Origin of the sequence: Streptomyces griseorubiginosus (assembly GCF_001514195.1) — a bacterium.
In the GTDB taxonomy this organism is placed as follows: Bacteria; Actinomycetota; Actinomycetes; order Streptomycetales; family Streptomycetaceae; genus Streptomyces; species Streptomyces griseorubiginosus.
Genome location: NZ_KQ948751.1, coordinates 45703 through 66358, shown reverse-complemented (window position 1 = coordinate 66358; position 20656 = coordinate 45703). Strand labels below are relative to the sequence as shown.

Sequence of the window (20656 nt, the reverse complement as noted above, 5' to 3'; positions counted from 1 at the left end):
GGGCCGACGGGTCAGGGGGTTCTTGGCGCACTGGCGCCGTGCTCGAACGCTCGGACTCAGGCACCGGAACGTCGACCGCTGACGTCCGTACGGAGTGCATCTCCGCGCGGGGTGTAGTGCCATTCGCGCAGTCGCGCAGCGAGTCGGTCAGTTCCTCCAGGCGGTCCAGATTGATGTTGTGCAGGGCTTCGCCGACCAGTTTGCTGACGTCGTTGGCGAGGGTCAGGAAGGTGGGGTGTAGGACGTATTTGCCCAACTTGACCGCAGCCTCCAGTGGTGGGTCGCCCTGGGCCAGGTCGGTGACGAGCGTGGCAGTCCAACCCTCGGGCGAGGACTCCGGCAGCATGAGCCGTCCGAGGACGTCGAAGGTGTTTGCCGCCCCTCGCTCTCCGGCGTGCGGTACATCGGCCCGGCCCGGTACGCCGGCCGCGCCGAGGTCCTTGTCCGCCCAATTGTGTGCCTGCACGTGGAGGGAGAGCGCGAGAGCGGTGCGGACGAATTCCTCCTGAGCTACGGTTCCCATCGGCGGGTGGTCGGGCAGGTCGGACCCCAGCATCGCCTGTGCCTGCTTCGCCAGTGTTCCGAGGGCCTTTGTCTTCCGAGCCTCGTTCGGAGGGTGCCTCCGTAGCTCTCGGGCCGCGCCACGGGCAGCCTTTCGCACTCTGCGGGCTAGCCGGTCAAGGCGTTTCGGCGACGTGGTGGACCACCGACGTGGCCTTGTGCAGTCCTCGGCTTCCACGTGCTCCCCCTCTTGGCCGATGCGACGGTATGAGAAAGAAGGCCGGTAAGCCCCAGGATGCCCAACCCGATAGCTTCCGCCTATATGTAGGACCGAAAGCGATAGCACTGCAACACGCGGGGCCAGCCAGCCGATTCCGGCACCGCTCAACCGAACTACAGGATTCAGGCCGTTTCAGCAGTCTGGGGGTTCCAGAGCTGGATGTACTGCTCAACCTCCTCGGGGCTCAGGTTGTTGTCGCCCTCGGTGCGCAGCAGGGTGGTGTCCCACGGTCGGCGGCCATCGGTGCGCGGCGTCAGCAGCACGCCGAGGGTGGAGCTCTGCGCGGCGAGGCCGGTCTCCTGGTGCAGCTGGTGGTGGCGCAGCAGTACGTACGACTGGAAGGCGGCTTCCACCTCGGGGCCGAAGCGCGTGGCGCATCCGAAGATGAGCTGGCGGGTGCCGGAGGGGTCGATGGAGCGGCGCCAGCGCCACTTGGACTCCTTGGCGGGTACTTTCTGTACGTCCGCCAGCATGTCCAGCAGCAGCTGTCCCCACTCGGCGCGCGCTCCGACCGGCAGTTTGTCCAGGTCGGAGAGCAGGAGCTGCCGGTTGGACTCACTGATCTGTGATCGGATCGCGCTGGTGGCGACATCTTCCATGATGATGCGCATCACCCGATGAGCCTGGTCCGATCCCACTGGCGCCTGCGGGAGCAGCGGGGTGGAGAAGTGGGTTCCGCCGAGTGCGGCGACTTCGGGGTTGAGGGGGCCGGGAGGCGCTTCGGCATCGGCCGCGGCGAACTCGTAGTACCGCACGGGCTCTTCGCCCAGCGCGACAGGGGGTTCGACGGCGGCGCGGAAGAGGTAGTCCAGGACTGCGGTGGTGGAGCGAAGTTGGTCGAAGAGGAAGTCCCAGTCCCGCCGCGTCAGAGCGATCGTGGGGATGCCGATCGGTTCCAGCGGGCAGATCGTTCCCTCGGGGACCTGCTCGTGGTCCAGCAGGAACACTCCGATCCACTCGTAGGCGTTTCCGTCGACGGACAGCGTGCACCCGCGGCCGTTGGTCATGTCTGCGGGCAGCATCCGCAACTGGCGCACCGTGCCCTTGGCCTGGCGTACGGCCTTGGCTGCCACTTTCTTAATCCAGGCCACCTCGCTGCTGATGTCCTTGGGCTGGACCGTGCGCGCTTTGACCTGGATCACCGCGCCGCGTCCGCCGGCGAGCAGCAGCCTGTCGCCGAGTTCGCGCCGTCCGGAGCCTTTGCTGGCGTACGCGGGCTGGAAGACGAAGTCGGACAGCCCCCAGGTGGCGGCGGCGGTGTGGACTGCTGCCTCGGCCCCCGGGCCGTGCTCCACGTCGGACGGCAGGGGCAGCGCCGGACGTATGCGCCGGATGTACGGCCCGTTAGCGGTTTCCACGACGAGCGTGAACGCGTCGGGGTCGTCGTCTTGGATGAACCGCCACAACGCGGGAGAGGCCTGATCAGTCACGTCGTCCATTAGACGCAACGCGCGGCCGCCGAAGCCCGCCCTTTTCTAGCAGTCCGTGTCATTCCCCAACGCTCTCGCCAACCGGAGCAACCTCGCGGAAGCGCAAGCTCCGCACATCGTGTCTGTTGTGGTCCTACGCACTAGGTCCGGTATTTCCGTTCTTGCGCGGTGGGTATCAACCCTCGTGTTTCCTCTGTTGCTTGTTGTCCGCGGACAACAAGCAACAGAGGAAACACGAGGGTTGTGTAGCCTTCGACCCCGTCGGGATGAGTAAGGTAGCGCCATGACCGCGCCATACGACCCGAACGATCGGGAAAAGGTAGTAGCCAAGCTGCCTTCTGAGCTGCGCAAAGAGCTGAAGGTTCGTGCCGCCGAACTGGGCAAGGACATCCAGGACGCCGTGACTGAGGGCGTTGAGGCCTGGCGTAAGTCCAAGGGACTGGCTGTCGTTGATACCAGCGGTGGCACGTCGTTCGCGACCTACCTGCCGGCCGGGCTGTACGGCACGCTCAAGAAGGACTGCACGGCTCGGAAGATCTCCTACAACCAGGGCATCGCCCAGTCGATCCGCCTGTGGATCGATAACAACCCCTCCCCCAGGCCGAAGCCGCCGCGGGTCACCGGGGCCCGCAGGGTCATCTTCGGTAATCAGAAGGGCGGCGTCGGAAAGACGTCGGTCTCCGCCGGTGTGGCCCAGGCCCTCGCTGAATCCGGACACCGCACTCTACTCATCGACTTCGACCCGCAAGGCCATCTCACCAAGCAGCTCGGCTATGACTTGCTGGGCATCGACGACCCGAGCCTGGCCAAGCACATGCTGGGCGAGGCCAAGGGCGAGCTGAACGAGTTGCTCGTGCCCATAAAGGGCGGTGACTTCGAGGACCACTTGTGGCTGCTGCCGGCCTGCAAGGACGCCTTCCTGCTCGACGCAAAACTGGCGACCAGTCGGTCAGTGCGTATCAAGGAGACCGCGCTCGAGAAGGCGCTCGAACCTCTGGAGCAGCTCTTTGACTACATCGTCGTCGACTGCCCGCCGAGCCTGGGCTACGCCATGGACACGGCGCTGTACTACTGCCGCACCCGTGAGGGTGAGGAGGACGGCACCTCCGGCATCGTGATCCCGGTGCTTGCCGAGGACTCTTCTGCCGACGCCTACGACATGCTCTATGACCAGATCCAGGACCTCATCGAGGACCTGAACATCGGCATCGCGCTGCTGGGGTTCGTGGTCAACATGTACGACAGCCGCAAGGGTTATGTCGCCACCTCGTCGCTCGACGAGTGGAACCACATCGGTGATCCCCCTGTCCTGGCTGTCATCCCGGAACTGAAGGATCAGCGAGAAGCTGTCCGCGTGAAGAAGCCGCTGCTGGTGCACGCCCCGTATGGCGACCAGGCGGATGTGATGCGAACTGTGGCACGGAGGATCAGCGCATGAGTAAGGCCGACCAGCTCGGGACCGGAAGGTCGTTCGGCCAGGTACCGAGGGGCCGCAGTGCCCGGGGCCGCGCCAAGGCTGTCGCCCAAGGTGACGTGCCGACCTACGAACTCGTGCGGCTGCACCTGGACGAGGTCTCCCCCACTCCGCTGAACCCGCGCCGGAACTTCGGTACGGACGAGGAGCTCACCCGGTTCGGCGAGGAGCTGCGCCAGGCGCAGCTTGCTGCCTGCGTGGCGGTGAGCCGCGACGCCTATCTTGCGCTGTGGCCGGACCATGAGGAGCGGATCGGGCCCGTCAAGCACGTTCTGATCAACGGGGAGCGCCGTTATCGCAGTGGCCTCCACGTCGGTCTCGACGCGCTCGACTTCGTTGTCCGCGACGATCTGGCGTCCTCGCGGGAAGAGTTCATCAACCACCTGCTCAAGGAGAACCTCGACCGTGAGGACTTCGATGTCATAGAGCGTGCCCGCGGCGTACAGCAGCTCGTGGATATCTGCGCGGAGAAGTCGGAGCGCGGCGCTCGATCCCGGGCTGCCGAGCAGCTGGGCAAGGACCGGTCGTGGGTGACCAACCAGCTTTCTCTGCTGGAGCTGCCGGAAGAGATCCAGGCGATGCTGAGCGCTGGCAGTCTCGCGGAGAGAGATGGCCGTCTTCTTGCTCGTCACCTGAAGGACAGCCCAGGGCTCGACGCTGCTGCGCTGCTGGAGCACCTTGAGCAGACGAAGTCCGCGGTCGCTCTCGCTAAGGAGCAGGATAAGGCGGCACTGGAGGCCGCGCGCAGGGTTCAAGCTGATGCAGCCAGCGTCTCGTTGTCCGCGGACAATAACCATGCAGAGTTGGAAGCGGAATCATCCGTGGCGGACCAGTCGGCGGGCTTGTTGTCCGCGGACAACAAGCCCGCTGGTACTAGCGGGTCTCTCAGTGGGACACCTGGTGCAGTGCCGGAAAAGCGCTCCGCTGGTACCGCTTTGTTGTCCGCGGACAACAAGCCGCAGGAGGAAGCCTCTGCGGCCGCCCGGCCTGGCGTTCCTGAGCAGCAGCGCAACAGGAAGACGGAGCCGTCGTCCATCGTGCTGCGCGATCCCCACCAGATCGCTGCGGACCTCAAGGCCCGCCTCACGCTGCAGGAGCTGGCGGAGCTGACCGAGCTACTCGTAGAGCACGTCGCTGCGGATGAAGACAGCTGAGTTCTTCTGACTGGAGAGTGGTGAGCAAAGCGCGGCTCCCGCCGGAGTGGATCCGGCGGGAGCCGCTTCGTTTCCCAGTCGGCGCCGGCTACCCGCCCCAGGCTTTGGTCAGGGCGCGGCGGGCGGCACCGACAGCCTCCGCTAGATCTGTTGCAGCGCGGTCTTGAGCGACGGCCCGAATGTGCTCGCTGCGGATGGTTCGCGTTGACGCTACTGCTGTGGTCTCGCCGCTGCGCACACTTTCGTAGGCACTCAAGGTGTCGTCGTCGCTCGCAATCGCGTGGGGAAGTAGCTCCGCAACCCGTTTCGCGGTGGTCCGGATTGGCTCCTGGAGTTCATCCAGGAGCCGTTGGGATGCCTGCTCCAGATCCATGTGGAGTTTGCTGGCCTTGAGGCTGTCCAAGTCCGCGCTGGTCAGCGGCCCTCGGGTCTGGACCTGGTAGGCGAGGTCTGCGGCCGCAATGAGCAGTTCCCGCAGGCTGTCGTGCTCCGTCCTCCAGGCGTCGCGCCTTGCACGCGCTTCGTCCTGCTGGCGCTGCGCTGCGAGTTCCTGTTGGCGGTCGGTCCGCTGCACGCGGGCCATGTAGTACATCGCCAGGGCGCCGAGCAGGGCGCCCGGGATGGAGGAGAGCCAGGCGAGGTTCACTGGTCATCTCCTTTACTGAGGTGTGCAGGGAGCTTCGAAGTGGGATGGTGGTTCATGGGCTTCCTTCATCGGAGGTCCGTGCCCGCTGTGTCTAGCCCTCACGCTGTGTGCAGCGGGCACAGTCATGTCACTGCCAGGCCATCAGGTGAAGTACGTCGGCCGCGAAAATGCTGCTCGTCACCACGACGCAAGTAAGAGCGAAGGGGCCGTGCAGGACGTGCTGGTCGCGCTTTGCTTCGCTAGCGGTGTGCCGTGATGTGCCGGATTCGGTACGGATGGTGTGCCGGCGGGTCAGCCAAACGGTGACGGTGAGCGCAGCAGCCAGCAAGAGCATCCCGGTCGCGGCTTGCGGCGGGAAGGCCAGCAGGACGCATGCGGGCCCAAGCACCAGCAGTCCCGCGATGATCCAGGTGCGGTGGTGGCGGTTGGCCTGTTGCGGCTGAGGTGCCGCGTGCTGCCGATGGTTGGCCGTATTGCTGTAGGGGCCGGTAGGAGAAGCCCCGGCCTCCGTCCTCGGTCGTGCCCCGTTGACTGCGGAGGTCATGCAGATTTCGGCAGCGACGTCCGTGCGTGGGTGATGGGCCTTGACCAGCTGAATGTTCTCCGTGGGCCGCGGTTGAAGCGCTGTCCGGATGGTGTGCCGGCGCGTCAGCCACACGGCGACGATAAGCACAGCAGCCAGCACGAGGAGGCAGGCCACGACTTTCGGCTGAACAGCCAAAAGTGGAATCGCGGCGCCGAGGGCGAGGAGACCGCCTGGGATCCAGATGCGGCTGTTACGCCTTCGCCGCTCCTGCCGCGTCGCCGTTCGCTGACGCTGGCTGACCGTGTGGGTGCGTGGTCCGGTAGCAGAAGCCCCGGCTTCCGTCAGCAGCCGGGAGTAGCGTCGGGCCCACTCGCCTTCGCTGAGCTCGAACGCTTTCCGCTCCTGGGCGGAGGGCGCCCAGAAGAGCATGCCAATCCAGGCGAAGATCGCCTGGATGTACCTGTGGATGGACAAGATTGGTCTCCTTCTTTTTCGCTGCCCGTAGGCATCGACTCACCGATCACGGGGACGTAGGGCTAGCGCTCTGGACGGCGTCCCTCCCTCCTGCTTGTGGCAGTTGAGAGGGACAGAAAGGGAGCGCTGCCGTCGCCGTGGTCCCGAGACGAGGCCTAGCTGAGCGGGTTCTCGGGACCCTCGTCCTCGTCCTCGTCCTCGTAGATCGACAGGCGCAGCTGGGCGTTGTAGACGTGCACCCCCACGGTCGCGGGGGAGATGCCGAGCTCTTCGGCGATCTCCGCATTTGTCTTCTGGCCGACCAACCGCATCAGGTACACGTCCTTCTGGCGGGGCGTCAGCACCTTGAGAAGGTCGTGGACGGTGCTGTCATCAGGCAGGCGCACGGGCACAGGGGTTACGGCGACTGGCTCCGGGGCCTCATCAAGGGAGCAGGTCATGCCCCCCTTTTGCGCACCTTTGAATTCGCCGATGACCTTGAAGAGGGCTGCGAAGGTGTACAACTTCAAGGAGATTGGCTTCTTGCCGTTGCTCATGGCGGTGAGCACCCGGCGGATTGCCTCCATGGCGGCCTCTTCGCTGTCGTGGTGGCTCAACCCCTTGCGTCGGCATACAACGCACAGGTTGGGATACAGGCCGTACAGCTTCGAACCGAGCTGGTCGACCATTTCCAACTGCGCCCGTGAGTCTTCGTCCGCGTCGGTGTCACCAGAAAGCGCCCAGGACGGCGTGGCATCGGACGGAAGCGGACTCCTCTCTGGTTGAGACGGGTGCAGCGAATCGTTCATTGGTTCCTCCGGCGGGAGCGGGGTGGACGGTTCCCCCATCGAGCCGACGTCGGTGTCGTCTCTCGAAGAGAGACGACACGGAAACGGGCGCAGATGTTTATGCAACTTGCTGCAATGCCGCGCTACTCGGTCGAGCGGAAGCAGTAACATCCCAGCTCACAAGTGGTAGTTACTCTTTGGAGTGGGGTCTCGGCACGCGTGTTGACACCTCAGTCGAGGGGCTGCGCGCTGCTGGTGGGACAAGTCGCTCTGAGCGTTGTCTTGTTGTCCGCGGACAACGACCCAGACCCTGCAGACGGGCCAAGCCGACCAAGGCCACGACGACTCAGCGCAAGCCTTCAAACAGGGGCAGCGGCTGGTCCTGGAACGCAAAAAGGCTCGTGCATCCCATGATTAATGGGATGCACGAGCCTACGTCGTCCTTGGCGCTTCAGGTCTCAAGCTACTCGGTGCGCGGGTGCCGTCACCTAGGACCGAGGGCTTCTCGGCGGAACGGTGATGGAGCGTTGCTTGGTTGCACTCCGTGAACTGGGGCCGAGACGCAGCACGACGTGGCCGGTGTTGTCGCTGCGGCGGGCTTCGACGTGGACGCCGTAGTGGGCGGGGGCCATGCCGACGTCGTCGGGAAGGCGGAAATTCGCGGCGGCGTGGGTGAGCATCGCGTAGGCGGGCTGCCAGATGCCGAGGATGGTGGTCGTCTCGCAGCGCAGCCAGCCCCTGCCGGTGTAGCCGAGCTGGTGGCCGTGCAGGTAGGCGGCGGCGTGAGGAGTGTCGGGGTGGACCAGGGAGACGGCGATCAGGTCGGGGTCGTGGTCGTCGCCGGGGCGGGGGTGGGCGCGTTCGATGAACGGGCCCACCCGTACGGCGACGTCCTGGCCGCTGCCGGGTGTCCAGGGCTGCGGGTTGTTGCGGGCGTTGAGCAGGGCGCGGAACGCGTCGACGACGGCCTGGTCCTCGGGGGCGAGGGGGCCGGCCGCGGTGCCGCAGCGGCGGAAGAAGGGGGTGCGCTTCACCGTACGGGCTCCTGTTCGCGGGCGATGGTGTCGGCCAGGTGCAGCAGGGCTGCGGTGGCGCCGTGGATGGCGGTCGCGACCGCTTCGGCGCCGGGGTTATTGAGATGGTCGACGTTGAGGCTGTCGATCGCGCGGATCGCCTCTTGGTGGTAGTTGCGGCGCGGGGTGGGGAGGGTGGGTGTCTCGCGGCGGGCGGCGGCGACGTCGGCGAGTGAGTTCAGCAGCCGGACACGGCCGAACGTGGGGCTGTTGTCCTCCCAGTCGGCGGTGTGGAGTTCGACCTGCTTGTCGTTCTCGCTCCAGGCCGCGCGCACCTCGTAGTAGGTGTGCGGCTCGTATTCGGGCTGGGTGAGCCGGGCTTGCCGCAGGTGTCCGCGGTCGTCGACGCGGGCGGCTTCGATCGGGGTGATGCCGAGGTCGGCGAGGCGGGCGTTGATCAGGTCGGCGTGGCGGCGGGCGCGCTCCAGTCCTTGGGCGGCGGTGTCGTTCTGCTGTTCCTGGTGGGCGGCTTCGGCGGCGGCGAGCCAGGCGTGTGCGGTGGGCTGGCTGGTGTCAGGGGTGGCGGTCACGGGTCCTCTTCGGGTTGCTTCGAGGTGGTGGTGCTGCGGGGCGGCCGGAGCATGTCGACGGCCGCCCCGCAGGTCAGGGGTGGGTGTGCGCGGGTCAGCCGGTGAGGCGGATCGGCATGAGGAGGTAGCGCAATGCCTGGCCGTCGGTGTTGTGGCCGCGCAGGACGGCGGGCTTGGTGGCGGTGGTGAACTGGAACTGGACGCGGTCGGTGTTCAGGGCGGTGAGGCCGTCGATGAGGAAGGCCGGGTTGAAGGCGATGCTCAGCTCGCCGCCTTCGAGGCTGGTGTCGACGTTGTCGACGGCTTGGGCGTCGTCGCTCGTGCCGCCCTCCAGCACGAGGGTGTCGTCGGCCGTGAAGGTGAGCTTGATCGGCGATTCCTTCTTGGCGGAGACCAGGGCGACGCGCTGTGCGGCCGCCTTGAGCGCCGCGACCTCCACCGTGGCCTGGTGCTCGAACTCCGTGGGGAAGAGAGCCTCGTACTTGGGGAGTTCGCCCTCCATGGCGCGGATGGTGTTGGTGTGGCCTGTGCCGCGCACCGTGAACAGGCCGGAGCTCGCGGTGGGCAGGGCGAGGTCGACGGTGGTGTCGTCGGCGACGGCTTTGGCGGCGTCGAGGAGGGCTTTGGTGGGCACCACGGCGGTGCCGTCGGGCAGGTCGGCGTCCTTCCACGTCAGGGTGCGAACGGCGAACCGGTAGCGGTCGGTGGCGTACAGGGTGAGGGCGCCCGCCGTGTTGTCGTGGCGCAGGCCGATGCCGGTGAGCAGCGGCAGGGTGTCGTCCTTGCCGACCGCGCAGGCGACTTGGGTGACCGCTTCCGCGAGGTCGGCTCCGGCGAGGGTGCCGGTGGTGGCGCTGGGCTCGGGCAAGGCCGGGTATTCCTCCAGAGGCAGGGTCGGCAGGGTGAAGCGGGCCGAGCCGGCGCGCAGCAGCATGCGGCTGCCGGTGAGTTCGAGGTGCACGTCGCCGCGGACGGTGGCCACGATGTCGGACAGCAGCCGGCCGGAGATCAGGGCGCGGCCGTTCTCGGTGACGGTGGCGGGGCAGTTGGTGTCGGCGGATACCTCGTAGTCGAAGGCGCTGACGCGCAGCCGGTCGTCCAGTGCGTCCAGGAGGACGCCGGCCAGGACGGGGGCGGGTGGCCGGGCGGGGAGGCTGCGGGCGGCGTAGCCGATGGCGGCCGCGAGGTGGCTCTGGTCGATGGTGAGCTTCATGGGTGGATCCCTTCACAGGGCGCGGGCAGGTTCAGGAGGAGCTGTTCGGTGCCCGGGGCCGCGGGGGTCGGGTCGGTGGGCGGGGTCTGCCGGCGGGTGGGCGGCATGACCGGGGTGGCGGCCGCGCCGACGTCGACGGTGAGCTGCCCGGCCTCGGTGAGGGCCCGGGCGCGGGTCGTGGCGCGGGTGACGGCGTGGTGTCCGGCGTCGTAGTGCAGGTGGCAGCCCTGGCACATGGCGCGCAGATTCTCGGGGTGGCAGTTTTCGGGGGTGTGATCGAGGTGGGCGGTGGTGAGGCAGACGGTGCTGCCGGTGCCGTACGCCGGAGCGCCGTGATGGTTGGGGCAGCGGCCGGGGTGGGTGCCGCGGCCGCATTCGCCCTCGCACTCGCACCGCCACCCGGCCCGCTTCTTGATGGCCAGGGAGATCTGCGGCCAGTCGGGCGGGTAGCGGTGGACGTTCTCGGGTCGGATGGGCACCGTGCTATGCCGACAGGGCGTGCACGAGCCGGTCGCGGTTGCGCTGCTGTGCCGCGGGGGTGAGCAGTCGGCCGGTCGGCATCGGCCCGTTGACCTCGCGGTCCATCCGAATGATGCGGGCCTGGTTCACGGTCAGCGGGGTGTGGCGGGCGGCGGCGGCCCGCTCGCGGCGGGCCTGGTCCTGGTCGGCGAGGACGTCGATCCAGTCCGGTCCGAGGCGGTCGATCAGCCGCTTGCGCAGTTGCTTGCGCTGGTGGGGTGTGGTGCCCGCGAAAATCCCCACCCGGGTGAGGTCCTCGTTGACGAGGGCCCACTTCAGGCAGTCGGTGACGAGGGGGCAGCCGGAGCAGGCGCGCCGGGCCTTGGCCAGTTCTTCCTCCTTGCGGCAGTCCCCGTAGTCACGGTCGAACAGCTGCGGCTCCCTCTGGCAGCGGGTGGGGGTGGGGCTCTGCGGCTGGGGGAACCGCGGGTCCGGTGTGCCGTGATCGGTGGAGTGGGCGACGCCCATGCGAGAGCGGGTCATGAGGTGGCCTCCGGGAACAGCTCGCTGAGGTGGGGGAGTTGGGTCAGGACCTGCTCGAACACGTCGAGCGGGACGCGCCACGGTCCGAGGGCGCCGCGGCAGGGCACGGGCAGTGGCAGTTCGTGGACGTCGTCGAGCTGCACGTGAAAGGCGCCGGGCTGCGCCCACGGGGAGCACGGGCCGTCGGTGTCGGTGGTGCTGTGGTGGGAGCCGGTGATGCGGGCGACGGCGAGGACGGCGCTGAAGTGCAGCTGGTGGCCGCGGATCGTGCGGGCCACGAGCGGGTCGCGCAGCGCGTGCCGGTCCAGGCCGGATTTGGCGCCGGCGTGCAGCAGGCGCCAGCCCGGCGCCCACGCCTTGGGCCGGTTCTCGATGCGCTTGTCGCCGTGGACGATGCACGCGGTCCACGGCTGCTTGATGGTGATGCCGCGGATCCAGTCCGGGGCGTACAGGGTGGCGGTCATGCGGTCGCTCCGAGGGGCGTGGTGCCGGGGCGGCCGGCGCGGCGCCCGTTGATGGAGTCCGCGGCGGCGTGGGAGCGGTCGGCGAGGACGGCGGTGCCGGTGTGCTTACCCGCGTACATGGCGGCATCGGCGGCCCGCAGCAGCGTCGGCAGGTCGGTGGTGCCGATGGCGTCGGGGGTGGCGGCGCCGATCGAGACGGTGACGTCGACCAGGCGGCCGTCGCCGGTGTCGACGGGTTCGGCGAGTGCGGCGGCGAGCTGGTCCAGGCGCAGCCGTCGGTGCGCGGCACCGATCCGTACCGCGAGCGCGAATTCGTCTCCTCCGAGCCGGCCGACCACGCCGTGGCTGCCCGCCCACGCGGTCAGCCGGGCCGCGGTCGCGACCAGGACTCGGTCGCCGGCCGGGTGTCCGAAGCGGTCGTTGATCTGCTTGAAGTGGTCGACGTCGACCAAGAGCACCATCGCGGCCGTCGTGTGACGGGCGGTCAGTGTGGTGGCCCGGGTGGTGTAGCCGTCACGGCCCCACAGGCCGGTGAGCGGGTCGCGGCGGGCGGCGGCGAGCTGGCGGTGCAGCGCAAGGGCGTGCACCGTCCAGCCGGTCAGCGGCACGGCGGCCGCGGTGACGAGAAGTGCGCGGGTCGGCTGACCTAAGGCGCCGATTTTGGGCATGATGAAGGCCTCCTCCCGCCCGTGCGGGCGGACAAAGGAAAGAGGCGCACCCCGGGCTGTCCAGGCGTAGGGGGTGCGCCTCTTTGCTGTTCGAGTGGGTGTGGTGCCGGTCGGCGGGGGCCGGTGCGGCATGCTGAAGGCCGCCGGCGTCCGCGTGGTGTCGGCGGCCTGGGGGCGGCCGTGCGCCCAAATCTTGCCGATGCTGCGGGCGCCTCCAGGCTCAGACGACCGCGAGCGGCCTGCCCAGCGGGGCGACCGGCCGCACAGTGCGGCAGTCACCATGGCGGTCGTCGTGCACGGACTTGCCGTGGGTGGGCCGGAGTACGGCGAGGATCTCGATCAGCATGTCCTCGCAGTCCAGGACGATGTCGGTGTAGCCGCGGCCGCAGGTGCACGGCACGATCAGCGTGAGGACGTCAACGGCGCCGTCGGCCTCGCTCAGGCGCAGGGTGTGGTGCAGCCACAGCCCGCCGTCCAGCCACGCGGTCGCGGCCGGCTCGAAGGCGAAGCCGGGGGAGTGCAGGGCCGGGTGACCGATCCAGTCCATGGCGTACAGGACCTTGGCGAGGGTGTCCGGGTAGGCGTTGTAGACGTGGTGGGCGGCGGCCGTGACAGCGTCGTCGCGCTGTTCGTCCTCGGTCGGCTGGCCGACGGCCTGCACCATGTCGAGCAGGTGGGCCAGCGGCGAGTCCGCGTCGTAGGGGCGGGGCGCCGCGGTGAGGGTGTCGTGCATGTCGAACCTCTCTTTCTCCGGGGGTGCCGGGCCGGGCTGTCCGGTCCCGCGCCCGCTCCCGCCCCGGGTCGGCGAGCAGCCGGGGCGGGAGGGGACGCGGGACCGTCAGATCAGGGCGCTGGCGGCGGCGATGAGCAGGAGGGCGAGCGCGGCCAGGCTGAGGTCGACCGCGCGCTTCAACTGCCGGTGCTTGCGCAGGGCGATGCCGGACAGGCCGCGGATGCGGGCGGGGCGGGCATCGGCGCGCATGCTCGTGCGGATGGTGTCGTCGTCCAGGCTTGCCCAGTACGGGAAGCTGGCGCGGTCGGTGCCTTGCAGGCGGGGGCGGACCACTAACAGCAGCAGGACGGCCGCCGCCCCCAGGGTGAGCACGGTGGCCGCGCCCACCACCGTGGTGACGGCCGGCAGGCCCGTGTTAGCGGCCCCGGTGAGTCCGGCGAGAACGACGCCGTTGAACGCCAGCAGCAGCGACGCTTTGCCGTCGGTGCGGGGGACCTCCGCCGCGACGGTGGTGCAGGCGGCGTCCAGGTTGGTGTCCTCGCTGACGCCCGGGACTGTGGTGGTCATGACGACGCTCCTCCTTGAGGGGGCGCGGGGCGGGGGGGGCTGGTTCACTCGAGGATCGCGTCCGCGTACTGCTCCTCCAGGTCGGCGCGGCCCTCGGGGTCGTCGCTCTGGAGGTCGTGGTCGTCGGCCTCCTGGTCAACGTCGCCGGTGCCGCCGTGGACTGTGCAGTGCACGTCCGGGTCGGTCATGAGCGCGCCGGTCAGGGCACGCAGGAGATCGGTCACGTTGTAGGCCGGCGCCCACGCCTGCCCGTCGCATTCGTCGTCGACCGGGCAGCCCACCAGGACCTCGAAGCCGACGTCGCCCGCCCCGTCGACGTCGGTGCGCAGGACGAGGAGGATGCGGTCTGCTCCGAGCCTGATCTCCGCGACGCGGTCGCCGTCGGCGAGCTGCGAGCCGTCGCGCCAGCACCACATCGGCAGGATCTCGGGGCCGAACACCCGGCGTACGAGCAGCAGGTCTCCCAGGCCCGGGCAGCCGTCCCAGCCGAGGTCAGCGCGGCGGGCGTCGCTGAGCCGCTGAAGCAGCGGCTCCAGGCGGTGGATGTTCTCCGCGACGACGACGTGGTCGAAGCCCTCGCCGGGCAGGCCGGGCCAAGCGTCGACAACAGCGGCATGCTGGGCACGGACGATCGGCGCGGGCACGCTGCGGTTGTCGGGGCGGCCGTCCTGCCGTTCGACGCACACGGACGCCGGGGTGGGGACGACCAGTGCCACGGTGGGCACACCGTGACGGCGCGCGGTGGCGATGAGGCCGGCCCTCACCGCGGTCTCGCTGTTGGTCGCGTCGACGACCGTCATCAGGCCGCGGGCGAGGCGGGCCTCCAGGACGGCCTGCAGTGCGAACACGGCGTCGTCGGTGGCTTCCTGCTTGCCCGCATCGTCGCTGACCAGGGCCCGGAACCGGTCGAGTTCGAGGACCTGCGTGCCGGGCCAGGTGCTGGCCCACGTCGACTTGCCCGCCCCGGCCGCACCGATCAGGCAGACCAGCGCGTTGTCAGGGATCGTCGTGTCGAGGGGCAGCGCGTTGTCCAGACGGAAGGCCTTCATGCGGATTCTCCTTGCAGATCAACGGGACCGGCTCCTGTGGTCAGGGGCTCGGTTGCGGGGGCGGGGTGTGCCCAGCAGCGGCGGGCGTGCCGGGTGGCCTGTTCGACGGCCACGTCGCGGCGCGGTTCGCCGTCGCCGTAGTGGGGATCGCGGCCGTGGCCGCAGCCCAGGCACTGCCACGGGTACAGGGTGGTGTCGCCCCAGGCCGTGTGTTCCTGGACGACGGTGAGGGCGCCGCTGCGGGTGCGGATCTGCACCACGGTGCCGTCCGGGACGGCCTGCGCGGGCGGGGCGGCCGGCATGGTGGTGGCGAGGTCGATCCACAGGCGGGCTTCTTCGATCATGTGCTGGCGCCGCTCGCCTCGTTCGGTTCGGGCGGCGAGCAGAAGCGAAGCCGCCCTGTCGTGCATGTCGTTCAGGTGCATGAGGTCCTCCGGGTGACGGGCCGGGCTGTCCGGCTCCCCTGGACGCCGCCCGGACCAGCCGCCGACAAGCGGGGCTAGTTCGGGCGGGTCAGGCAGCCGCCAGAGGCGATCCGCGATTGCAAGGTCATGCGGCCAGCCGGTGCGCGGCCGCGGCGTTGACGTAACTGGAGGGATCAGCCGGGGGCGCCATCGTGGCTCGAGAAAGCAACGTCGAACAGGTCGACGTCCTGGTGCTGCGAGGTGTCCATCACTGCCTCCAGGCGCTGGGCAGCCGCCAAGGCTGGATTGGGTAGTGGGTGCCGGGCCGTAGCGGGCGAGGCTGGCCGATCCGGCGGCGCGGTCAGGGGATGAGCACGAGTGATCTCCTCCAGCAGATCGTGGACGCACCGCGCCCCGCCGACCAGCAAGGTCGGCGGGGCGCGGTTTGGATGAACAGTAGGTGGGGGTCGCTGAGTCTGGGCAGTACGCGGGGCGTGAGGGCTGTCGTCAATCATCGGAGGGCCGCGAGGGCGGCGGCGATGGCGGCAGCGAGCGTGAGCGTGGCGGTGAAAGCAATCGCGGCACGGGTCAGGGCGGTGGGGTAGCTGGCACCGTCCAGGCGGGCCAGCTTGGCTGCTCCGGCGGCGGCCAGGAGTGCGATGACGAAGATGAGGGCGATGGTGAGCAGGATGGTGGCGAGCACGGGTTCCTCCGCGGTGTGGCCCGGCCGAGGTGCCGGCGCACACAAACGTCGCGGTTCTGGTGTTCAACGGTGTTCGCTGTGGACGGTGTTGAACAATGTGGTGCAGTGCTGAACACACCACGGCGCTGGGACGGCGGTAGCACGACGCGGGGGACACGGGTATGACGCGTGAAGAGGCTTTGGCAGAGTTGCGTAAGACGGTCGACCGAGCCAGGGTCACGGTCGGTCTGAGCAAGACGGCGTTGGCTGAGCGCACGGCTCAGGGGCGGGTGAAGGTTTCCCGGACGACGGTGCAGCAGTTCTTTCGTGCTGACGGGCCGATCCCGAGCATGGACACGGTCACCGCGCTTGCCACCGTGCTGAGACTCGACGTCCAAAATCTGCTCGATCTCCGTGATGTGGCTGCGGGCAGTGCAGACGCGACCGATGAAGCACTGCCGCTCGGGCCTCTGGACCACGCGGATGAAACCGGCAGCGGACCGAGCGACGTGTTCGAGAGCGGCCCAAGGCCTGAGCCACGGCTGGTCGGGCCGATCCCTCCGGCCGCCCTGGCTTTCCAACACCGTGCGGAGGCCGATCAGTTGCAGGCCATGTTGGAGGGCGGCGGTACTGCCATCCTCGAGGGCCGGTCAGCGGGGGGGATCCCCGCAGGGGGCGCGCTCGTTGGTTTGGGGGGCGTTGGCAAGTCCCAGATAGCCGCCGACTACGCCCGCACGGTGCTCGCTGCCGGGACGGTGGACGTGGTGGTGTGGGTAACCGCCACCGAACGGTCCGCGATCATCGACCGCCTCGCACAGGCTGGCCGTGAACTCTGCGCGAGCAGTTTGGAGGATCCGGACCAGGCCGCCAACGCTTTCCTGGCGTGGCTCGCCCCGAAACGGTCGGCTGCACCACTGCGATGGCTGGTGGTTTTGGACGACCTCACCCTCCCCAAGGACATGGACGGCCTGTGGCCGCCGGCGAGCCCCCATGGGCGCACCCTGATCACCACTCGCCGCCAGGATGCAGCCCTCGCCGGGCCCGGCCGAAACCGCCTGCAGGTCGGCCTGTTCACCCCCGAGCAGGCCATCGCCTACCTATCCGAAGCGCTCGCCGCGTACGAACGAACTGAACGAGATGAGGTCCTTGCAGCGCTGGCCGCGGACCTCGGGCACCTGCCACTCGCTCTGTCGCAGGCGGCCGCCTACCTAGCCGATACCAGCAGCACCGTCGATGCTTACCGGCAGGCCCTCGCCGACCGGGCGACTGAGCTGCGCGACCTTGCCCCCGACCTGCTGCCCGACCAGCAACCCCATACCGTCGCCGCCGCGTGGGAACTGTCCATCGACCACGCCGACACGCTCAGACCCGAAGGGCTCGCACGCCCCCTCCTCCAACTCGCCGCCTACCTCGATCCGTACGGAATTCCCGCCACCGTCCTGACCAGCGAGCCCGCCCGCACCTACCTCGCCTACAACCGCACATGCCAGTCCGACAACCAGCTACGAGCTAAGAACGGGGCCGACTCAGGCGAGGCAGAACCGGTTTTGGCAGCGGAGGTGGAACGGGCGATCAGCGCCCTGCGCCGACTCAGCCTCCTCACCTACACGCCCGACACACCCGTAACCGCCGTACGTGTCCACCAGCTTCTCCAACACGCCGTCCGCGACGCCCTCAACCCCGCGCAACGCCACGAGACCGCCCACGCTGCAGCCGACTCACTGATCTTCGCCTGGCCCGACATCGAACGCGACACCCGACTCGCCCAAGCCCTGCGCGCCAACACCACCGCTCTCGCAGCACACTCAGAAACCGATCTGTATCGGCCGTTCGCGCACCCTGTGCTGTACCGCACCGGTACCAGCCTCGGAGCCGCAGGCCAGGTCACCGCTGCTCACGACTACTACCAGCACTTTTTTGAAACGGCCCGTTGTCACCTGGGCTCCGATCATCCCGGCACTCTCGCCACCCGTAACAACCTCGCCAGATGGAAGGGAGAAGCGGGCGACGCAGCCGGAGCCGCCCAAGCGTACGCCGACCTCTTGGACGACGCGGTCCGAGTACTTGGCCCCGACCATGGCGAAACCCTCAAAGTCCGCCACAACCTAGCCAGTTGGAGGGGAGAGGCGGGCGACGCAGCCGGAGCCGCCCAAGCGTACGCCGACCTCCTCACCAACCGCCTCCGGGTACTAGACCCTGACCATCGCGACATCCTCAGGACCCGAGGTAGCCTCGCCGTTTGGAGGGGAGAGGCGGGCGATGCCGCCGGAGCCGCCCAAGCCCTCGCCGACCTCCTAGAGGACATGGTCCGGGTCCTTGGCCCAGACCACCCCGACACCCTCACAACCTGGAACAACCTCGCGCATTCAAAAGGGGAGGCGGGCGATGCCGCCGGAGCCGCCCAAGCCCTCGCCGGCCTTCTGGATCACATGGTCCGGGTATTTGGACCCGACCATCCCGACACCCTCAGAACCCGCAACAACCTCGCCGGATGGAAGGGGAAGATGGGCGATCCGGCCGGAGCCGCCGAAGCATACGCCGACCTCCTGGAGGACTGCCTGCGGGTATTGGGCCCTAACCATCCCGACACCCTCGCCACCCGCAACAACCTCGCCACCTGGAAGAGCACGACGGGAGATACGGCCGGTGCCACCCAAACCTTCGCCGACCTGCTGGAGGACTGCCTCCGTGTGCTGGGCCCTGCCCATCCTGACACCCTCAAAGCTTGGAACAACCTCGCCATCCAGAGGGGAGAAGCCGGCGACGCGGCCGGAGCCGCCCAAACCCTCGCCAACCTCCTGAGCGACCGCAGCGGTGTACTGGGCCCTGACCATCCCGAAACCCTCAAAACTCGCCACAACCTCGCGTTTTGGAACGGAAAGGCGGGCGACGCGGCCGGAGCTGCCGAAGCCTTCGCCGACCTCCTGGACGACCGCCTCCGCGTACTAGGTCCCGACCACCCCGACACCCTCGCCACCCGCCACAACCTCGCCGGATGGAAGGGAGAGGCGGGCGACGCGGCCGGAGCTGCCGAAGCCTTCGCCGACCTCCTGGACGACCGCCTCCGCGTACTAGGTCCCGACCACCCCGACACCCTCGCCACCCGCCACAACCTCGCCGGATGGAAGGGGAAGGCGGGCGACGCGGCCGGAGCTGCCGACGCGTATGCGCAACTTCTTGCTGCTCGCCGACGAACCATCGGGGAGAGTCATCCTCACACTTTCGCTGCCTGGGGCAGCTTCGCCTACTGGCAAGGTCGTGCAGGGGATGCGGCAGGAGCCATTACCGCAACCACGCAACTGCTGGATCGGATGACACAGGCTCTGGGAGAGGATCATCCGCACCTCTGGGTCCTTCGACACAACCTTGCCCACTGGCGCGATCACAGCTAGGACTCTTTGAGTTCAGGCAGCCAGCCGGTGCGCGGCCGCGGCGATGACGTAGCTGGAGGGATCAGCGGGGGTGCCGTCATGGCACTCCAGGCAGCTGCCAAGGGTTTTGAGCGGAAGGCAGTGGTGGTAGCGGCGGCCGCAGAGGGGGCAGGTTTGCCGTGCGGCCATCGCCTTGTCGAGCGCGAGCTCCTTGGCGAGCGTCATCGGCCGCTTTGGCTTCGCCAGGTCGATCCGGTACAGGTAGGCGATGCGCCGGCCGCGACGGCACTCGATGCGGGCAACGGGCTGCTGGCCGCCGGGCCGCAGCCCCATCTCCCGTAACTGCCGGCGGGTGGCCAGGTTTTCGTATCCGGCCTGCTTCCACCGGAGGACCGGTATCGAGCCGTCACCGGGGTCGTAGGGGTCGACGTCGACCAGGTCGATGTCCTCGTGCTGCGGGGCGCCCATCACTGCCTCCAGGCGCCAGGCAGGGGTGCGGGGCGCGGGTAGCGGGGGCCGGGCCGCTGCGGGCGGGGCCTGCCGATCCGGCGGCGCGGTCGGGGGATGAGCACGGGCTGTTCCTCCAGACGTCGGTGGGCGGCAAGCAGCGCGCCCCGCCGGCGCGAGGTGCGTCGGCAAGGCGCGGGATGGTGCTGGCGGCCGGTTGGCCTGTCCGGTGCTCGCTCACCGCGCCGGAGCGGGTGGGCGAGGACCAGGCGGAGCGACCGGAGCTGGATGAACGTCAGCCGCGGGCGGGGCGGGTGGGCGGGGTGCTGCTCGCCCACGGGTCGGCCGGGTCGTGGCGGCGCTGGCCGGTGAGGAAGTCGAGGACAACCCACATCCATTCGCCGGCGCCCCCGTACTCGGGGGCGATGATCGAGACGTACGTGCCGGTGCTGACCGCGCGGTAGAGGTCGCGGTCCAGGCCGGGCCACTGAATGGCCATGTCCGCGCGGGAGATGCGGCCGCCGAACGCGGTCATGGCCTCGCCGTCGCAGGTGGTGACGACGACGGGCTGCTCCTGGACGCCGCCGTCGGGGCGGTAGTCGTTGATCCGGACGATCAGATCGGCCGCGTACGCGGCGTCGACCAGGCGGTGGAACAGGGTCGGGTCTGTGACCACCAGCTCGAGGGCGGCGCGCTGTTCCCACCACAGGCCGTCCATGCTGGTGCCGACGAGTCCGGGCTGCGACTGAGTGGTGACGTATCCGGCCCGGCACAGGGCGGCGAGGGTGGGCACCAGGTGCGCGGTCTCATCGTCGGGCCCGTAGCGCGGCTGGTAGCCGAGGCGGGACGCGATCTTTCCCTCCAGCCAGAGGGCCATCAGCTCACCGAGGTCGCTGATGGTCCGGGCGGACCGCCAGCGGCGCCGGTCGGCGCGGCTCATCCACGGGAGTGTGAGGTCCACGGAGGTCACCGCCCGGCCGTCGTGGCCGACGGGCTCGGGGAGGGGGTGGCGGGCTGACCGTCCGCGCTCGTGTGGGAGCCGAGCACGATCGCGAGAAGCGCCACGGCCCCCAGCGCGATGCGCGCCGGTAACGACAGCTTCTTCTTGGCCGCGGCGGCGACCTGCGCGGGGATGAACCAGCCCTGCACCGACGTTGGGGTCTTGTTCGGCATGGCGGATCTCCTTGTGTGCGGTGGGGAC

General features: G+C 68.9%; 22 protein-coding genes and 1 pseudogene. 3 read left to right on the top strand and 20 right to left on the bottom strand.

Translation table 11 applies throughout. The features are described 5' to 3' along the window. Window positions 1-556 (bottom strand): annotated as a pseudogene (locus AQJ54_RS42045) (hypothetical protein); the annotation flags it as partial. A 347-nt stretch (window positions 557-903) separates the two neighbouring features. After that, window positions 904-2211, bottom strand: a complete 1308-nt coding sequence (locus AQJ54_RS42040; RefSeq protein ID WP_159055666.1) for a hypothetical protein — start codon at window positions 2209-2211, stop codon at window positions 904-906. Between the two features lie 283 nt (window positions 2212-2494). Between AQJ54_RS42040 and AQJ54_RS42035 the strand changes: the two genes are divergently transcribed. Both AQJ54_RS42035 and AQJ54_RS42030 read left to right on the top strand, forming a co-directional pair. Further along, on the top strand, window positions 2495-3649 hold the full coding sequence (locus tag AQJ54_RS42035; RefSeq protein WP_062246827.1) for a ParA family protein: 1155 nt from the start codon (window positions 2495-2497) through the stop codon (window positions 3647-3649). Further along, the gene (locus AQJ54_RS42030) at window positions 3646-4839 is read left to right on the top strand and encodes a ParB/RepB/Spo0J family partition protein (protein ID WP_062246825.1); all 1194 of its coding nucleotides are present in this window, start codon (window positions 3646-3648) and stop codon (window positions 4837-4839) included. Before AQJ54_RS42035 ends, AQJ54_RS42030 begins: the two co-directional genes overlap by 4 nt. 88 nt (window positions 4840-4927) lie before the next feature. Here the strand turns inward: AQJ54_RS42030 and AQJ54_RS42025 are convergent, their stop codons facing one another. From AQJ54_RS42025 to AQJ54_RS41955, 15 genes are all read right to left on the bottom strand, one after another. Further along, window positions 4928-5485: a hypothetical protein gene (locus tag AQJ54_RS42025; RefSeq protein WP_062246823.1), complete on the bottom strand. Its 558-nt coding sequence runs from the start codon at window positions 5483-5485 to the stop codon at window positions 4928-4930. 127 nt (window positions 5486-5612) lie between these two features. Next, window positions 5613-6485: a hypothetical protein gene (locus tag AQJ54_RS42020; RefSeq protein WP_062246821.1), complete on the bottom strand. Its 873-nt coding sequence runs from the start codon at window positions 6483-6485 to the stop codon at window positions 5613-5615. Between the two features lie 155 nt (window positions 6486-6640). Beyond that, window positions 6641-7273 carry an RNA polymerase sigma factor gene (locus AQJ54_RS42015; protein ID WP_211278658.1) on the bottom strand — a complete coding sequence of 211 codons (633 nt, stop codon included), beginning with the start codon at window positions 7271-7273 and terminating at the stop codon, window positions 6641-6643. 467 nt (window positions 7274-7740) lie between these two features. Next, complete coding sequence (locus AQJ54_RS42010) at window positions 7741-8286, bottom strand: hypothetical protein (RefSeq protein WP_248845594.1); 546 nt, start codon at window positions 8284-8286, stop codon at window positions 7741-7743. Then, a complete protein-coding gene (locus tag AQJ54_RS46535; RefSeq protein ID WP_062246817.1) occupies window positions 8283-8855 on the bottom strand; it encodes a hypothetical protein in 573 nt (190 codons plus the stop codon). Before AQJ54_RS46535 ends, AQJ54_RS42010 begins: the two co-directional genes overlap by 4 nt. A gap of 94 nt (window positions 8856-8949) precedes the next feature. Then, window positions 8950-10068: a DNA polymerase III subunit beta gene (gene dnaN, locus AQJ54_RS42000; protein WP_062246815.1), complete on the bottom strand. Its 1119-nt coding sequence runs from the start codon at window positions 10066-10068 to the stop codon at window positions 8950-8952. Continuing rightward, the gene (locus AQJ54_RS46530; RefSeq protein WP_079070312.1) at window positions 10065-10547 is read right to left on the bottom strand and encodes a hypothetical protein; all 483 of its coding nucleotides are present in this window, start codon (window positions 10545-10547) and stop codon (window positions 10065-10067) included. Before AQJ54_RS46530 ends, dnaN begins: the two co-directional genes overlap by 4 nt. Before the next feature lie 4 nt (window positions 10548-10551). Continuing rightward, window positions 10552-11070: a WhiB family transcriptional regulator gene (locus AQJ54_RS41990; protein WP_062246814.1), complete on the bottom strand. Its 519-nt coding sequence runs from the start codon at window positions 11068-11070 to the stop codon at window positions 10552-10554. Further along, entirely contained in the window at window positions 11067-11534 is a 468-nt protein-coding gene (locus AQJ54_RS41985) for an ASCH domain-containing protein (protein ID WP_062246811.1), read from the bottom strand. The genes AQJ54_RS41990 and AQJ54_RS41985 overlap by 4 nt, the downstream gene beginning before the upstream one ends. Beyond that, entirely contained in the window at window positions 11531-12202 is a 672-nt protein-coding gene (locus AQJ54_RS41980) for a GGDEF domain-containing protein (RefSeq protein ID WP_062246810.1), read from the bottom strand. The genes AQJ54_RS41985 and AQJ54_RS41980 overlap by 4 nt, the downstream gene beginning before the upstream one ends. Before the next feature lie 220 nt (window positions 12203-12422). Further along, window positions 12423-12935, bottom strand: a complete 513-nt coding sequence (locus AQJ54_RS41975; protein WP_062246808.1) for a hypothetical protein — start codon at window positions 12933-12935, stop codon at window positions 12423-12425. 105 nt (window positions 12936-13040) lie between these two features. Continuing rightward, window positions 13041-13502: a Pycsar system effector family protein gene (locus tag AQJ54_RS41970; protein WP_062246806.1), complete on the bottom strand. Its 462-nt coding sequence runs from the start codon at window positions 13500-13502 to the stop codon at window positions 13041-13043. A 44-nt stretch (window positions 13503-13546) separates the two neighbouring features. Then, a complete protein-coding gene (locus AQJ54_RS41965; RefSeq protein ID WP_062246804.1) occupies window positions 13547-14551 on the bottom strand; it encodes an ATP-binding protein in 1005 nt (334 codons plus the stop codon). Beyond that, window positions 14548-14976: a hypothetical protein gene (locus AQJ54_RS41960; protein ID WP_062246802.1), complete on the bottom strand. Its 429-nt coding sequence runs from the start codon at window positions 14974-14976 to the stop codon at window positions 14548-14550. The genes AQJ54_RS41965 and AQJ54_RS41960 overlap by 4 nt, the downstream gene beginning before the upstream one ends. A 490-nt stretch (window positions 14977-15466) precedes the next feature. After that, complete coding sequence (locus tag AQJ54_RS41955) at window positions 15467-15658, bottom strand: hypothetical protein (protein WP_062246800.1); 192 nt, start codon at window positions 15656-15658, stop codon at window positions 15467-15469. 161 nt (window positions 15659-15819) lie between these two features. Between AQJ54_RS41955 and AQJ54_RS41950 the strand changes: the two genes are divergently transcribed. Beyond that, window positions 15820-19029, top strand: a complete 3210-nt coding sequence (locus tag AQJ54_RS41950) for a helix-turn-helix transcriptional regulator (protein WP_063806527.1) — start codon at window positions 15820-15822, stop codon at window positions 19027-19029. Between the two features lie 12 nt (window positions 19030-19041). Here AQJ54_RS41950 and AQJ54_RS41945 read toward each other — a convergent pair whose 3' ends face one another. The 3 genes from AQJ54_RS41945 to AQJ54_RS41935 all read right to left on the bottom strand — a co-directional run bounded on the left by AQJ54_RS41945 (window position 19042) and on the right by AQJ54_RS41935 (window position 20628). Continuing rightward, complete coding sequence (locus AQJ54_RS41945) at window positions 19042-19476, bottom strand: RRQRL motif-containing zinc-binding protein (protein WP_062246798.1); 435 nt, start codon at window positions 19474-19476, stop codon at window positions 19042-19044. 274 nt (window positions 19477-19750) lie between these two features. Beyond that, window positions 19751-20395, bottom strand: coding sequence for a DUF6919 domain-containing protein (locus AQJ54_RS41940; protein ID WP_159055665.1), 645 nt, complete (start codon window positions 20393-20395; stop codon window positions 19751-19753). Between the two features lie 26 nt (window positions 20396-20421). Further along, window positions 20422-20628, bottom strand: a complete 207-nt coding sequence (locus AQJ54_RS41935) for a hypothetical protein (protein WP_062246793.1) — start codon at window positions 20626-20628, stop codon at window positions 20422-20424. Window positions 20629-20656 lie beyond the last annotated feature (28 nt).